The sequence below is a fragment of the Streptomyces sp. NPDC037013 genome, assembly GCF_055607265.1.
On sequence record NZ_JBVJRV010000006.1, the window covers coordinates 172,743 to 186,033 of the forward strand.

A 13,291-nucleotide genomic window follows, 5' to 3' on the forward strand; every position below is an offset into this window, starting at 1 on the left:
CCTGGCCAGAGGGGCAATTTCCGGAAACCCCCTGTCACCGCACGCCGTCACGGCTCTACCATCGGCGTATCCGTAGCAGGCTCCCCTCCGTTTCTGCCCAACGGCTCGCAGTCATGCGAGCTTCAGCCCTACGGAGCATCGGGGGATGCACATGAACAGCGCTCCACACCTGCTCAATGAGGACCGCCCCGAGTTTGAGCGGATCCTCGACGAGGCGCTGCGCACGGCACCAGAACGTCCCGAACTCGCCGCAGTGGGCCGGCGGCTCAACACCGAACAACTGCGCACCATGGCCCTGAACGCGACAGCACTGATCACGGCCGCGGCCGCGGCCGAGTACGCGCACTACGTGAAGGTTCGCGAGGAGTTGCGCGAACCTCGACCGACGTCCACATCGATCCGCGAAGGGAACGGACAGAGCGCCGCGGAGTCGGGCTCCGGCGGCATCGGCCTCGCCACCACGATGGGCGAGGTGACGGAACCAGCGGCAGCGGGTGCCGGGGCGATCGCCGTCGTCGCGGTCCTCGTACCCGTCCTCGCCGGGGCGGCCGCCGCGATCTTCCTGCTGGTCGGTTACATCCTGAAGATGCTCACCCCCGAGCCTGCCTTCGCGGACACCCTGCTCACCGCCGGGTGGTTGTTCGGCGCGCTCACCGCGGGCGGCATCCTGGTCGCCGCGGTCGGCCTGCTCCTGACCGCTCTGCGCAACGGCTCCACCTCGCTCCAGGCAGGACTCCACGGCGAGCTGCACGAGGAGGTGTCTCGCGCCAGGGAGGACTGGGGGCGGGCGCTCCTCGAGCGGGGCGTCGTGCCGTTCCTGCGGGAGGCCCTGACGGACCCGGGCGGCGCCCCCGCCGCCCGCACGCCGTCGTCGAGTGCCGGGGAATCCGGCGCGAACGGCCGCATGCCCCAACTCGGCTACCACCGGCCCGGGTTCAGCAGCCCGGACGGCGGCCCGGCGGCGGGCCCGCGACCGAGCTATTCGAGCCCTGACTTCTCCAGCCCGGACTTCGGCGGACCCGAGCACAAGCCGGAGTAGTCAGCACGTCCCCGAGGCGCCGCTGCCGGCGAGCGGCGGCGCGAACTCGATCCGCACGGACGACGACCGGGGTATGAGCACGGCCACGCCGTCGGCCCGGGACCACCGCTCGGGCACGAGGACGTACTGCCCCCCGGACTGCAGCATGAGCTTGAGCCCGTCGTAGCGGAAGCGGTAGGCGGCCTTGCGGTCCCGGCAGCGGGTCTCGCGCACCCCCGGCGCGGTGAGGCTGAGACTGTCCGCGCTGTAGACGATCGCGTACGGGTAGGTGGGCAGCCCCGCGACGAACTCGCGGGCGCGGGTCTCACCGACGGCGGCCGCGTAATCGTTGGCCGCCCAGAACAGGCCGAGCCCCACCAGCACGAGGACGACACCCCACTCGGCGAGGGCGGACGCGGCGGGGCGGGGTGGGGGTGGGGTCGGGGCCGGGTTGGCAGCCGGGGTGGTGGGGGGTTCGTCGGTGTCGTCCGCGTCATTGGTCCCGCCCGCGTCATCGGCGTCGGTGGTGTCGTCCGGCGGGCGGTCGGGGAGCGTACGCCAGAGGTGGAGCGTGTACGCGAGGAGCAGTACGCCGAACGACAGGCTCAGCGGCGCCGCCACGAGGAGGTCGCGGAGGAACGTCGGGGCGAGCACGGACCAGAAGCCGCCGAGCGTGAGCAGCGCGCCGACACCCGCCATGACGGGCAGCGCACGCCGCAGCAGGCGCACTCCGGTGCCGGCGGTGAGGCGCCTGCGGAGCAGGTCATGGCCCCAGAAGGCGAGCAGCGCGGCGCCCGCCGTGACGGTGAGGGGCACGTAGAGCGCGTCCAGGCTGCGCATCAGGTAGTCGGTCGTGCCGAAGCCGAGGACGGTGGAGTTCACCCCGAAGTAGTCGAAGAACCAGTACGCGTGGTGCCAGCCGAAGTAGTAGAGCAACGCGGTGATCAGGCTGGTCGGGGCGATGATCGTGCCAACGATCGTCCACAACTGCTGGATGCCGAGCGGGGATTCGGGAGATGCGGGAGATGCGGGAGATGCGCTGGATTCGGGGGGTTCCTGTGCGGTCATGGAGTACGGGAGGTCCAGGTGACGGGGTCGGCTGCTCCGGGTGAGCCGGCCAGAGGTGAGGCCTCGGGCGGCGAACCCTCCGGCGGCGATCCTTCGGGCGGCGTCCCCTCGGGGGGCGAGCCTCCGCCGGGCGTCCCGCCCACGCAGGGTCCGAGCCCGACGACCGTCAGGACGCTGCCGCGGTCCACCGGTGTGCCCGCGCCCGGCGAGATCTTCACGAAGCCGCACTCGTCGACGTTGGCGGTCTCGTCCGCGGGAAGCGTGGTGCTGTACAGCCGTTCGAGCTGGAGGCAGACCGTGCCGTCCTTGCAGGCGGTGCGGACATCGCCCTGGATCAGGTCCCAGGTCTGCTTGCCGAAGGCGGTGACGGCGTCGAAGGGCCGTCCTTTGTAGTTGATGGGCGGGATGTTCAGGGGCGCGGTCGGCACCTTGCCGCCGCCGGTACCGCCGTTGCCGCTGCTTCCACCGGCGTCGCCGGTACCGCCGGTGTCGTCCCCCGAGCCGCCGCCCGCGATCGAACCGCCCTCGGTCGACCCGTCCGCGGTCGATCCCCCCGTGGTCGAGCCGCCGTCGACGACCCCGCCCCCGGAAGCGGCAACGCCGCCTCCGGACGAACTCGCCCCACCGCTCCCGTCGTCATCACCGTCGCCCCCACAGGCGGCGAGAGAGGGCAGGCAGAGGAGCCCCAGAAGCAGAAGAACGACGGCCCGGGACACCCGAGCCCGTAACCACACCCGAGCCCGTGACCACGCCCGAGTCGATGGCCGCGGCGAAGCCCGCAGCAAGGTCCGCAGCAATGTCGCCATACCGCACCACCACCTATGGCACCCGTGCCTGAACTGTGTGGTCTCAGGAGAATGGCACCCGACGCACACGCCCGTCTACATGCGCCGGAGAACCTGCGCCTCGGCCCGCTCGACCGTCGTACGGCTGTAGACGTGCACCAGCGCGAGGTGGAAGAGCGCCGGGGCGAGAGGAGCCCAGCGGTGGATCCGATCGGCACGCAACATGTACTTGACCACTGTCGCCGGGCGGAAGGGGACGCAGTCGATGGTCTGATGTTCCCATCGGTCCGCGACTCCCCTGCTCATACGCGCCTGAAGCCCTTCGTGGGTCAAGTCCTTCAGCCTGGCGTAGAAATGGGCGCTCCAGTGCCGCCGGTCGATGTCCAGCACGAAGGCGAGCAGTTCGAGGGAGTACTCGTGCGGCTCGACGGCGAGTTCCTCCCGCATGCCGCGCCGTGCGACGGCGTGCAGCTCGGGGGCGCTCCGGCCGGACGAGTCGATGTGCCGTGACATGCCTTCGTTCACGGAGGAGTTCCAGACGCCCGGCGCCATCCGGACCCGCTCACTGCGCTGGCTCACGATCAGCATGTCGTCGGAGGTCACCACCGCGACGTTGGTGGCGAAACTGCACTGCAGGAAGGCGGGTGCCAGCAGTGGCCGGTCCGGGTCCAGAAAACGGGACCGAGGCGTCGTCCCGTCGGAGAGACGGCGGTCGAGCTGCTGGGCCGCGAGGAAGGTGTAGTAGTCGGTGGGGCGCAACCGCAGATGCACTTCGGGCTGTTCGTCGAGCGCGGTACGGGAGACGTCGAACGCGTCGACCGCGTAGCGAGGACCGTTCCACAACGGAGTCCGACCCTCCGCACGCAGACGCGCACTCTCGGACTCGATCTCGACCCGCCAGCCGCCCATCTCCGGCGGCAGCTCGATCTCCTCGTCGAGGACGTGGACGTAGATGGCATCGGCAGGTATGGCCGACTCACCGTCCCCCTCCACGATCAGGGCGGAGGTGTGGAGAGGGCCCAGCGAGAACGTGCGCCACGCGGGGCCGGACTCCTCCCGCTGCCGCAGACCGCGCACCGCTCTCGTGGAGCGGGCCCGGAGCCCCTACCAGGCGTTCTGTAACGGCTGTTGGAACAGCACGGCGAACAGCATCCCCAGCACCGCGCCGACGACCCCGTTGGCCACATCGATCCCGCCCATGTCAGGCAGAGTAGGGACGCCGGCCGCCCTGCGCGCGATCTTGGCTGTTCCGTTACGGCGGTACGGGGTGGGGTGGGGTGGGGTGGGGTGGGCCTGGACGCCCGCCCGTAGGGCCCCGAGCGCGGTGGCCGGGGCCTTACGGGGCGGGGCGGGGCAGTCCGTACGCGGGTCAGTCGGCCAGAGGCAGGTAGACCCGGTTGCCGCTCGCCGCGAACTCCTTCGACTTCTGGAGCATCCCCTCGGCGACCTCCTCGGCCGACGCCCCCGCGGCCGCCGTGCCGCCGAACTGCTCCGTGATGCTGTGGCTGATCTTCATCGAGCAGAACTTCGGCCCGCACATCGAGCAGAAGTGCGCCGTCTTCGCCGGCTCGGCCGGCAGCGTCTCGTCGTGGAACTCCCGTGCCGTGACCGGGTCGAGGGCCAGATTGAACTGGTCCTCCCAGCGGAATTCGAACCGCGCGTCCGAGAGCGCGTCGTCCCAGTCCTGCGCGCCCGGGTGCCCCTTGGCGAGGTCCGCCGCGTGCGCCGCGATCTTGTACGTGATGACGCCGGTCTTCACGTCGTCGCGGTTGGGCAGGCCCAGGTGCTCCTTGGGCGTGACGTAACAGAGCATCGCCGTGCCCCACCAGCCGATCATCGCGGCGCCGATGCCGGAGGTGATGTGGTCGTAGGCGGGCGCGATGTCCGTGGTCAGCGGACCGAGCGTGTAGAACGGCGCCTCCTCGCAGATCTCCTGCTGAAGGTCGATGTTCTCCTTGATCTTGTGCATCGGGACGTGCCCGGGGCCCTCGATCATCGTCTGTACGTTGTGACGCTTGGCGATCGTGTTGAGTTCCCCGAGCGTACGGAGCTCGGCGAACTGCGCCTCGTCGTTGGCGTCCGCGATCGAACCGGGCCGCAGGCCGTCGCCGAGCGAGTACGTCACGTCGTACGCCGCGAGGATCTCGCAGAGCTCCTCGAAGTGCTCGTAGAGGAAGCTCTCCTTGTGGTGCGCGAGGCACCAGGCCGCCATGATCGAGCCGCCGCGCGAGACGATGCCGGTCTTGCGGTTGGCGGTCAGCGGGACGTACGGAAGGCGCACGCCCGCGTGCACCGTCATGTAGTCCACGCCCTGCTCGGCCTGCTCGATGACCGTGTCCTTGTAGATCTCCCAGGTCAGCTCCTCGGCCCTGCCGTCGACCTTCTCCAAGGCCTGGTAGAGCGGGACGGTGCCGATCGGCACGGGGGAGTTGCGCAGCACCCACTCGCGGGTGGTGTGGATGTTGCGGCCGGTGGACAGGTCCATGACCGTATCGGCGCCCCACTTGGTCGCCCAGGTCATCTTGTCCACCTCCTCCTCGATGGAGGAGGTCACCGCGGAGTTGCCGATGTTGGCGTTCACCTTCACCAGGAACTTCTTGCCGATGATCATCGGCTCGATCTCCGGGTGGTTCACGTTGGCGGGGATCACCGCGCGGCCCGCGGCGACCTCCTCCCGGACGATCTCGGGGTCCATGTTCTCGCGGATCCCGATGAACTCCATCTCGGGCGTGATCTCACCGCGTCGCGCGTACGCGAGCTGCGTCACCGCCTGGCCCTGGCGGCCGCGGCGCGGCTGACGGGGACGGCCGGGGAAGACCGCGTCGAGGTTCTTCAGCCCGCCGCGCGGCGAGGTGTGCTTGATGCCGTCGTCCTCGGGACGGGGCGGGCGGCCGACGTACTCCTCGGTGTCACCGCGGGCGATGATCCAGTTCTCGCGCAGCGGCGGCAGACCGCGGCGGACGTCGGTGTCGGCCGACGGGTCGGTGTACGGGCCCGAAGTGTCGTACAGGGTGACGGACTTGCCGTTGGTGAGGTGCACCTGGCGGACCGGCACCCGCAGGTCGGGGCGCGAACCCTCGACATACGCCTTGTGCCAGCCGATGGACTTCCCGGCCTCGTCAGTCGCGACGGTGCTCTCGTCGCTCCTGGAGGCAGGCGTGCGTGCGTCCGATGTGGTCATGAGACCTACTCCCTACGCCGGCATTACCCGGTAACAGGTTCGGCGGTCGACGCAGCGGATTCCGTACGGCTCGTACACGATCGTCGTGCCCGTCGTACGGAGGTCAGCGCCCTCTCAGCCCGGTGCTCCGAGCTCCCGCGATTGCAAAGGTGGCTCCACGCTAGCGTCATGTCGGGCGCGCTGAACAGAGGGCCCCCTCCGTTCTTGCGATGATCGGGCAGTGACCACCACAGAGCCGCCGCCCCCGCCGCCCTCTCGCCCCCCGTCCGGCCCACCCGGCCCGACCCCGCCCTCCCAGGGCAACGGCCGAGGTGAGACGCGCGACGGCGAGTACGGGGGACACGGAGGCCACCGCTCCGGGCATGGGGGCCACGGGGGGCATGGCGGCCACTCCGGGCACGGAGGCCACGGCGGGCATGGGCACTCGCACAGTCACGGGCCCGCCGCTCCCGTCTCCCAACACCTGCGCAAGGTCATCGCAGCCGTACTGATCCCCTTCGCCGCCGCGGTCGTCGTGGGCCTCGCCGTGCTGTGGCCGGGCGGCACACCGGGCCACGAACGCACCGGAGTCGGCTTCGACCGCCAGACGCAGGCAGCGAAGGTCACGAAGGTGCGGGAGCTGCCCTGCAAGGAGCTGAGCCCCTCACAGCCCACGCCCAACGGCGACACCTCCACGGCCGAGGGCCGGTCCGCCCAGTCCCGGGCCGCGGGCACCTGCAAGAAGGCCACGGTCGAGGTCACCAGCGGCAAGGACAAGGGCCGCACCTTCATCGAGATCATCCAGCCGGACTCGCCCCGGCAACTGAAGCAGGGCCAGCAGGTGGTGGTCGCCTACGAGCCCAAGGCCCCCGAAGGACTCCAGTACTCCGTCACCGACGTGAACCGCAAGCTCCCGATGGCCCTGCTCGCCGGCATCTTCGCGCTCGCCGTCGTCGTGGTGGGACGGCTGCGCGGTGTGATGGCCCTGGTCGCACTCGCCATCAGCTTCCTGGTGCTGACGTTCTTCATCCTGCCGGCGATCCTCCAGGGGTCGAACCCGCTGGTCGTGGCGGTGATCGGGGCGAGCGCCATCATGCTGATCGCGCTCTATCTCTGCCACGGCCTCACGGCCCGTACGTCGGTCGCGGTACTCGGCACGCTCATCTCCCTCCTCCTGATCGGCCTGCTCGGCTCCCTCTTCATCGGCTGGGCCTCCCTGACCGGCAACACGGACGACAACACCGGCCTCATCCACGGCCTGTACCCGTCCATCGACATGAGCGGCCTGCTGCTCGCGGGCGTCATCATCGGCTCGCTCGGCGTCCTCGACGACGTGACCGTCACCCAGACCTCCGCGGTCTGGGAACTGCACCAGGCCAACCCGACGATGGGCTGGCGCGGCCTGTACCGCGCGGGCATCCGCATCGGCCGCGACCACATCGCCTCGGTCGTCAACACCCTCGTCCTCGCCTACGCCGGTGCCGCGCTGCCTCTCCTGCTGCTCTTCTCGATCGCGCAGTCCAGCGTGGGCACGGTCGCCAACAGCGAGTTGGTCGCCGAGGAGATCGTGCGCACCCTGATCGGCTCGATCGGCCTGGTCGCCTCGGTTCCGGTGACGACCGCACTGGCGGCCCTGGTCGTCTCGGCCGACCGCACGTCCGGGGTGGGTGTGGGTGTGGGTATGGGGTCAGGGGCCGGCGTGAGCACCGGGGCGGAGGTGGCCAATGTCGGGGCCACCCGGTCGTCCCGCGGCGGGAAGGGGCGACGCCGCAAGCGCTGACCGGACCCGGTACCGCCCTCCCTCTGCCGTGAAATGCACCAAAATGCCATCCACGACCATCAGTTGACGGCAGCGGGGTCAGCCCGCGTTCTGCTCCTCCGCGAGGATCCGGTCGAGCGCCTCGTCGAGATGGGCGTCGAAGTCGGCGAGCGCCCGCTCCTGCCCGAGCGGCACCAACTTGTCCGTACGGTCGAGGAAGGCGAGCAGCGGCGGAATACCCACCCGGAACAGCGCCTGGTCACCGCCGACCTGAAGCCTGATCAGCGCTTCGTCGAGCAGTGCGGCACCGGCAGGCTCGACCCGCACGTCACCGTCCCCGCAGGGCCTGCCCACCCCGTCGATCAGCAACTCCCGGCCGAAGGCCCAGGTCACCGGCTCGTCCCCCGGCAGGTGGAACGTCAGCCGCACGGCATAGGGATCGTCGAGCTCGTAGCGGAGCTCCACCGGGATACGGAATGACAGCTCCTCGGAAACGAGGAAGCTCATCATGACCTCAGCCTGCACCGTCTCACCCATCGCGCCCTACCCCGTCACTCGGCCTCAAGGAGCCAGGAACCAACTCCCTGACACCCTGGCATCTTGCTCAACGTACTCACCGGATCACAAGGAGTGAGTTTTCAGATGCTGATAGAGAAGGAGAGTGTCCCTAGTAGCTTTCCGATCTCCCGTTGCAATCGCTGGGCCGCGGGCAGCAACCGGTCCGCTTGATAGGCCGGGACCGAGATGGCCACGGTCGCCGCGGTGTCACCCGCTGTGACCGGGATGGCCGCGCAGACCGTCCCGAGTGCGTACTCCTGACGCTCCACCACGGGCCGCATCCGCTCCCTCGTGCCGAGCCGGCGCAGGAACGCCCGTTCGTCCCGGACCGAATACCGCGTGATCGACTGCACCGGATAGCGGTCGAGGTGATCCAGCTGCGCCGCGCCGTCGAGCTGACCCAGCAGACACTGGCCGATCGCGTGGGCGTGCCCGGTCTCCCGGAAGTCCGCCCACTCCTCGACGGCCGGATTGCCCGGGGTGTCGGCGACGGCCACGAGCTCGATCTCGCCCTCGCGGTACACGGCGAAGTACACGGGCACGCCGATCGTGTCGCGCCAGTGCGCCAGGCACTCCTCGATCGCTCTGCGCCGGTTCTGCCGCGCCCCGCTGCTGCCCAGCCGCTCGGCCGCCTCGCCGAGCATGAACACACCCTTGTCCCGGTGCAGATAGCCCTCGTGGGTCAGGGTGCGCAGCAGGTGGTACGCCGTGGGGAGCGCGATCCCCGCCTCGCGGGCCAACTGCTTTGCCGGGGCCCCGCCCTGGTGGGTGGCGGCGGCTTCCAGCAGCCGCATCGCCCGCTGCACGGAGCCGATGAGGGTCGGTTGGGCGGTGGGGACAGTGGTGCTTTCGACCGCGGCCAAGGTTCACTCCCGAAACACGTGGGGGGACAGCCTCTGCCCGAAGTGACGTGGGGGGGGACAGTGCGCGTACACCCGTCCGCGGGGGTCGACCCCGCGTCGGTTTTCGGACTCTAATCCTTGGCCTCGGTTCTACGGCGCCCGCAGGGAAAACTTCCCCCGGGCGAGGGAACCGTTGCGGAAACTCACCGAGCGGTGTCAGCGGTCAATCGGTCGCCCGTCGTCATTGCCGGTCGTCATCGCCCATCGTCGACCGTCACCAATCGGTGCGTGACGAGGACGAGCCGGATATGAACTTGCGTACGACATAAATGAGTCCACCGACCAAGGCCACGAATATCAGCGCCTTGAACAGGAGGGCGACCACGAATCCGACAACAGCCGCTATCACGCTGCCGAACACGACGAGTGCGATGACCGGCACAGCCACCCACTTCACCCACCACGGCATTCCCGCAAAGATCTCCTTCGCTGCCATCGTCCTTACCTCTCTCTTCTCTGTCCGCACTTCTGCGCTCCTCGCAGCCGCGCGGCTTCCCGGATCTCCGCAGGTACCTTGCTTCTCACATTCGATGCTAGGGCGCCGAAGGGCTCCGCGGGGGCCTCGGAGCCCTTGTCCTCCCCTGATCCGACCCTGAGGGAACCCCGAGGCCGCAGCCCTGACGAGGTCACTCCCCGGAAGGAGAGAAGGACGCGGAGAACGACACGGAGAAAGAAGTGGGGAGAGAGAAGCGGGGAAGAAAGATCAGGACTCGGGCGGCGAGAAGACGACGAGTACCCGCAGGTCCTCGCTGATGTGGTGGAACTTGTGGGCCACACCGGCCGGCACATAGATGACGCTGCCCCGCGCGACCTGCGTGGTCTCCATGCCGACCGTGATCGAGGCCCGGCCGCTGACGACCATGTACACCTCGTCCTGCCCGTGCGGCTGCTGCGGGTCGGACTCCCCGGCGTCGAGCGCGTACAGCCCGACCGACATGTTCCGCTCCCGCAGGAATTGCAGGTACGCGCCGTCGTTCGCGGCGCGCTCCGCCTCCAGCTCGTCCAGTCGGAATGCCTTCATCGTCCTCGTACACCCCTCGTTGACGCCCGTGCTGATGCCGGGGCTGCCGACAGCGCTCTGCCGAGCCCCGCGCCACCGCTCGGACTGCCGTTGCCCACGGTCGTCGTGGTCCTCGTGGGCCGACCGTTGTCGACCCCTGTCTGCCACGATCAGACACATGAAGAATTTCCTAGTCAAGACGATCGCCAACGCCGCGGCCCTGGCCGTCGCCGTGTGGCTGCTCGACAAGATCACGCTGACCGGTGACAGCACGGGCAAGAAGGTGGGCACGCTCATCGTCGTCGCCCTGCTCTTCGGCCTGGTGAACTTCCTGGTCAAGCCGGTGGTGAAGGTCCTCACCTTCCCGCTGTTCATCCTGACGCTCGGCCTGATCACGCTGGTGGTCAACGCCCTGATGCTGCTGCTCACCTCGTGGCTGGCCGACAAGCTCGACGTCAGCTTCCATGTCGATGGCTTCTGGACCGCCGTACTGGGCGGCCTGATCATCTCGATCGTCTCCTGGGCCATGAACGTCGTCCTCCCCGACGACGACTGAGCCCCCAGTGCGCCTCGGCCGCGCCGACAGCATGTGGACGGTCGAGGGGTTCGTCGGACGAGTATTTGAGAATGGCGGAGCGTCGAGCGACAGCCCGCTCGGCGCTGTACGTGAAGCAGTGGAGAGGCGGCCGGCATGACGGAATCGGGAACCACGGGCGACGCCGGGGCGCGCAACGGCCAAGCAGGTAACGACAAAGCGGGCAACAGCGGGGCCACGGCGGGCCTCCACGACGGTACGGCGCGCATCGGCGACGGTACGCGCGCCGTGCGGGCCGGGCTGCCGGAGCCGGTGAAGCACGAGCCGACGCTGCCCGGTCCCGTCTTCGCCGCCCACTTCCACCTGCCGGGCGACCCCACTGGCGGTTACGCCTACGGTCGCGACGACAACCCCACCTGGACCCACCTGGAGCGCGCCATCGGCGAGCTCGAAGCACCCGGTTCCGGTACGGACGTCGAGACGCTGGTCTTCGGCTCCGGCATGGCCGCGATCTCCGCGGTGCTCTTCTCCCAGCTGCGCGCCGGCGACACGGTGGTCCTGCCGGACGACGGCTATCAGGTCCTGCCGCTGGTCCGTGAGCAGCTCACGGCGTACGGGATCGAGGTGCGCACCGCGCCGACCGGCGGGGACGCCCAGCTCGACGTCCTGGACGGCGCCAAGCTGCTCTGGATCGAGACGCCGTCCAACCCCGGCCTCGACGTGTGCGACGTCCGGCGGCTCGCCGACGCGGCACGCGCGCGTGGCGCCCTGGTCGCCGTCGACAACACCCTGGCGACCCCGCTCGGCCAGCGACCCCTCGAACTCGGCGCCGACTTCGCGGTCGCCAGCGGCACCAAGATGCTCACCGGCCACGGCGACATCCTCCTCGGCTACGTCGCCTGCCGGGACGCGGCGCTGATGGATTCCGTACGGCGTTGGCGCAAGATCGTCGGGGCGATCCCGGGGCCGATGGAGGCCTGGCTCGCGCACCGCTCGCTCGCCACGCTCCAGTTGCGCACGGACCGGCAGAACGCGAACGCCCTGGCACTCGCCGAGGCGCTGCGCGACCGTCCCGAGGTTTCGGGTCTGCGCTATCCCGGACTGCCCGACGACCCCTCCCACGAGGTCGCCGCACGGCAGATGCGGCGCTTCGGGTGCGTGGTCTCCTTCACGCTGCCCACGCGCACGCGTGCCGAGCGTTTCCTCGAAGCACTGCACCTGGTCGAGGACGCCACCAGCTTCGGCGGCGTGCGGTCCACGGCCGAGCGCCGCCGACGTTGGGGCGGAGACGCCGTTTCGGAGGGCTTCATCCGCTTCTCCGCGGGTGCCGAGGACCCGGCCGACCTGGTGGCGGATGTGCTGCGCGCGCTGGATGAGTCGGCTGGGACGGCGGGCTGACCGCACGGCTACGTACAACGAACGGTCCGAGCCTCCCCCCTCTTGGCTCGGACCGTTCCGGTTCTGCGCGCGGAGAACCGCGCCAACAAGGCTAGTTGACTCTGCGTCAGTGTCCAATCACTGTAGCGACAGAGACCTATCGACATATTTATAGTGGTGCGTCCTGAAGGCGCGGATGGGAGGGACGTCGGCATGGATCTGGCCCTGCTGCACACCTTCGTGACGGTGCATCGGGCCGGTTCCTTCACCCGTGCGGCCGCGCTGCTCGGGCTCTCCCAACCCACCGTCACCTTTCAGATCCGCACTCTGGAGCAGCAGGTGGGACGGCCGCTGTTCCTGCGCCGGGCCCGCGGCGTGACGCCCACGACCATCGGCGACGAACTCGCCCACAAGGCCGCACCCCATCTGGACGCCCTGGTGGAGATCGCCGAGACCGGGCTGGAGGAGGACTCGTCGGTCCGCACGCTCCACCTCGCGGGACCTCCGGAGTTCACCGCGGAGCGCGCACTGCCCGCCCTCACCGCACTGGCTGGCCAGGACGGCCAGGACGGCCACCGCTACGCCCTGCGCGCCTCGTTCGGCACCGCGGAAGGGGTCCTGGAGGGCCTTGCCGCCGGGCATCACGACCTGGCCATCACCACGGCCCGCCCTCGCGGCCCCCTGCTCACCGCGACACCGCTCTGCGACGAGGAGCACGTCCTGATCGCGAGCGGGCACTGGGCCGCCCGCATCGGTGCGGGCACGCTGCGCCGTGGTGTGGCGCCGCAGCTGGAGAAGCTCCCCTTGGTCGAGGTGCACGAGTCGTTGCCGTTCGTCTCCCGCTACTGGGCCGCCGTCTTCGACGCCCGTCCCGCCGCGGCGGGTGCCGTCATCGTCCCCGACCTGCGCGCCGTCCTCGCCTGTGTGGTCTCCGGCGCGGGCCTCGCCGTGCTGCCCCGCTATCTGTGCGCCGACGCCCTGGAGCGTGGCGATGTGGTGGCGCTCCTGGACCCCGCGGTGCCTCCGCTGCGCACCTACTTCTTGGCCGTGCGCACCGGGACTCTCGCGATGCCGCACATCGCGCGGGCGCACGAGTGGCTGCTGCGGGCCGCCGCCGACTGGGCTTGAT

13 protein-coding genes are annotated in these 13,291 nt (G+C 69.7%); 5 read left to right on the top strand and 8 right to left on the bottom strand.

Annotation, left to right across the window (positions count from 1 at the left end; translation table 11 throughout):
• The first annotated feature begins 145 nt into the window (after positions 1-145).
• Entirely contained in the window at positions 146-1,039 is an 894-nt protein-coding gene (locus ACZ7DY_RS23005) for a hypothetical protein (protein ID WP_471137955.1), read from the top strand.
• Here the strand turns inward: ACZ7DY_RS23005 and ACZ7DY_RS23010 are convergent, their stop codons facing one another.
• The 4 genes from ACZ7DY_RS23010 to thiC all read right to left on the bottom strand — a co-directional run bounded on the left by ACZ7DY_RS23010 (position 1,040) and on the right by thiC (position 6,052).
• Positions 1,040-2,005: a hypothetical protein gene (locus ACZ7DY_RS23010; RefSeq protein ID WP_471137957.1), complete on the bottom strand. Its 966-nt coding sequence runs from the start codon at positions 2,003-2,005 to the stop codon at positions 1,040-1,042.
• A gap of 77 nt (positions 2,006-2,082) precedes the next feature.
• Positions 2,083-2,802: a hypothetical protein gene (locus ACZ7DY_RS23015; protein WP_471137959.1), complete on the bottom strand. Its 720-nt coding sequence runs from the start codon at positions 2,800-2,802 to the stop codon at positions 2,083-2,085.
• 165 nt (positions 2,803-2,967) lie between these two features.
• Entirely contained in the window at positions 2,968-3,948 is a 981-nt protein-coding gene (locus tag ACZ7DY_RS23020) for a hypothetical protein (protein WP_471137960.1), read from the bottom strand.
• 292 nt (positions 3,949-4,240) lie between these two features.
• Positions 4,241-6,052, bottom strand: a complete 1,812-nt coding sequence (gene thiC, locus ACZ7DY_RS23025; protein ID WP_471137962.1) for a phosphomethylpyrimidine synthase ThiC — start codon at positions 6,050-6,052, stop codon at positions 4,241-4,243.
• Between the two features lie 220 nt (positions 6,053-6,272).
• Between thiC and ACZ7DY_RS23030 the strand changes: the two genes are divergently transcribed.
• A complete protein-coding gene (locus ACZ7DY_RS23030) occupies positions 6,273-7,811 on the top strand; it encodes a YibE/F family protein (protein ID WP_471137964.1) in 1,539 nt (512 codons plus the stop codon).
• A 78-nt stretch (positions 7,812-7,889) separates the two neighbouring features.
• Here ACZ7DY_RS23030 and ACZ7DY_RS23035 read toward each other — a convergent pair whose 3' ends face one another.
• From ACZ7DY_RS23035 to ACZ7DY_RS23050, 4 genes are all read right to left on the bottom strand, one after another.
• Positions 7,890-8,327, bottom strand: a complete 438-nt coding sequence (locus ACZ7DY_RS23035) for an SsgA family sporulation/cell division regulator (RefSeq protein ID WP_471137965.1) — start codon at positions 8,325-8,327, stop codon at positions 7,890-7,892.
• Positions 8,328-8,428: 101 nt separating this feature from the next.
• Entirely contained in the window at positions 8,429-9,154 is a 726-nt protein-coding gene (locus ACZ7DY_RS23040; RefSeq protein WP_471138694.1) for an IclR family transcriptional regulator, read from the bottom strand.
• A gap of 310 nt (positions 9,155-9,464) precedes the next feature.
• A complete protein-coding gene (locus ACZ7DY_RS23045; RefSeq protein WP_471137967.1) occupies positions 9,465-9,686 on the bottom strand; it encodes a DUF5326 family protein in 222 nt (73 codons plus the stop codon).
• 267 nt (positions 9,687-9,953) lie between these two features.
• Positions 9,954-10,271 (bottom strand): cupin domain-containing protein, encoded by a 318-nt coding sequence (locus ACZ7DY_RS23050; protein ID WP_471137969.1) that lies wholly within the window; start codon positions 10,269-10,271, stop codon positions 9,954-9,956.
• Between the two features lie 157 nt (positions 10,272-10,428).
• Here ACZ7DY_RS23050 and ACZ7DY_RS23055 point away from each other — a divergent pair, with 157 nt between their 5' ends.
• From ACZ7DY_RS23055 to ACZ7DY_RS23065, 3 genes are all read left to right on the top strand, one after another.
• A complete protein-coding gene (locus ACZ7DY_RS23055) occupies positions 10,429-10,806 on the top strand; it encodes a phage holin family protein (protein ID WP_471137970.1) in 378 nt (125 codons plus the stop codon).
• A gap of 135 nt (positions 10,807-10,941) precedes the next feature.
• The gene (locus ACZ7DY_RS23060; protein ID WP_471137972.1) at positions 10,942-12,183 is read left to right on the top strand and encodes a cystathionine gamma-lyase; all 1,242 of its coding nucleotides are present in this window, start codon (positions 10,942-10,944) and stop codon (positions 12,181-12,183) included.
• A gap of 192 nt (positions 12,184-12,375) precedes the next feature.
• Positions 12,376-13,290, top strand: coding sequence for a LysR family transcriptional regulator (locus tag ACZ7DY_RS23065; RefSeq protein ID WP_471137973.1), 915 nt, complete (start codon positions 12,376-12,378; stop codon positions 13,288-13,290).
• Position 13,291 lies beyond the last annotated feature (1 nt).

What these genes read in the sequence shown, in the direction of transcription:
- ACZ7DY_RS23005 (WP_471137955.1), top strand. Translation starts at nt 146, where the DNA reads ATGCACATGAACAGCGCTCCACACCTGCTCAATGAGGACCGCCCCGAG.
- thiC (WP_471137962.1), bottom strand. Translation starts at nt 6,052, where the DNA reads ATGACCACATCGGACGCACGCACGCCTGCCTCCAGGAGCGACGAGAGC.
- ACZ7DY_RS23035 (WP_471137965.1), bottom strand. Translation starts at nt 8,327, where the DNA reads ATGGGTGAGACGGTGCAGGCTGAGGTCATGATGAGCTTCCTCGTTTCC.
- ACZ7DY_RS23045 (WP_471137967.1), bottom strand. Translation starts at nt 9,686, where the DNA reads ATGGCAGCGAAGGAGATCTTTGCGGGAATGCCGTGGTGGGTGAAGTGG.
- ACZ7DY_RS23050 (WP_471137969.1), bottom strand. Translation starts at nt 10,271, where the DNA reads ATGAAGGCATTCCGACTGGACGAGCTGGAGGCGGAGCGCGCCGCGAAC.
- ACZ7DY_RS23055 (WP_471137970.1), top strand. Translation starts at nt 10,429, where the DNA reads ATGAAGAATTTCCTAGTCAAGACGATCGCCAACGCCGCGGCCCTGGCC.
- ACZ7DY_RS23060 (WP_471137972.1), top strand. Translation starts at nt 10,942, where the DNA reads ATGACGGAATCGGGAACCACGGGCGACGCCGGGGCGCGCAACGGCCAA.
- ACZ7DY_RS23065 (WP_471137973.1), top strand. Translation starts at nt 12,376, where the DNA reads ATGGATCTGGCCCTGCTGCACACCTTCGTGACGGTGCATCGGGCCGGT.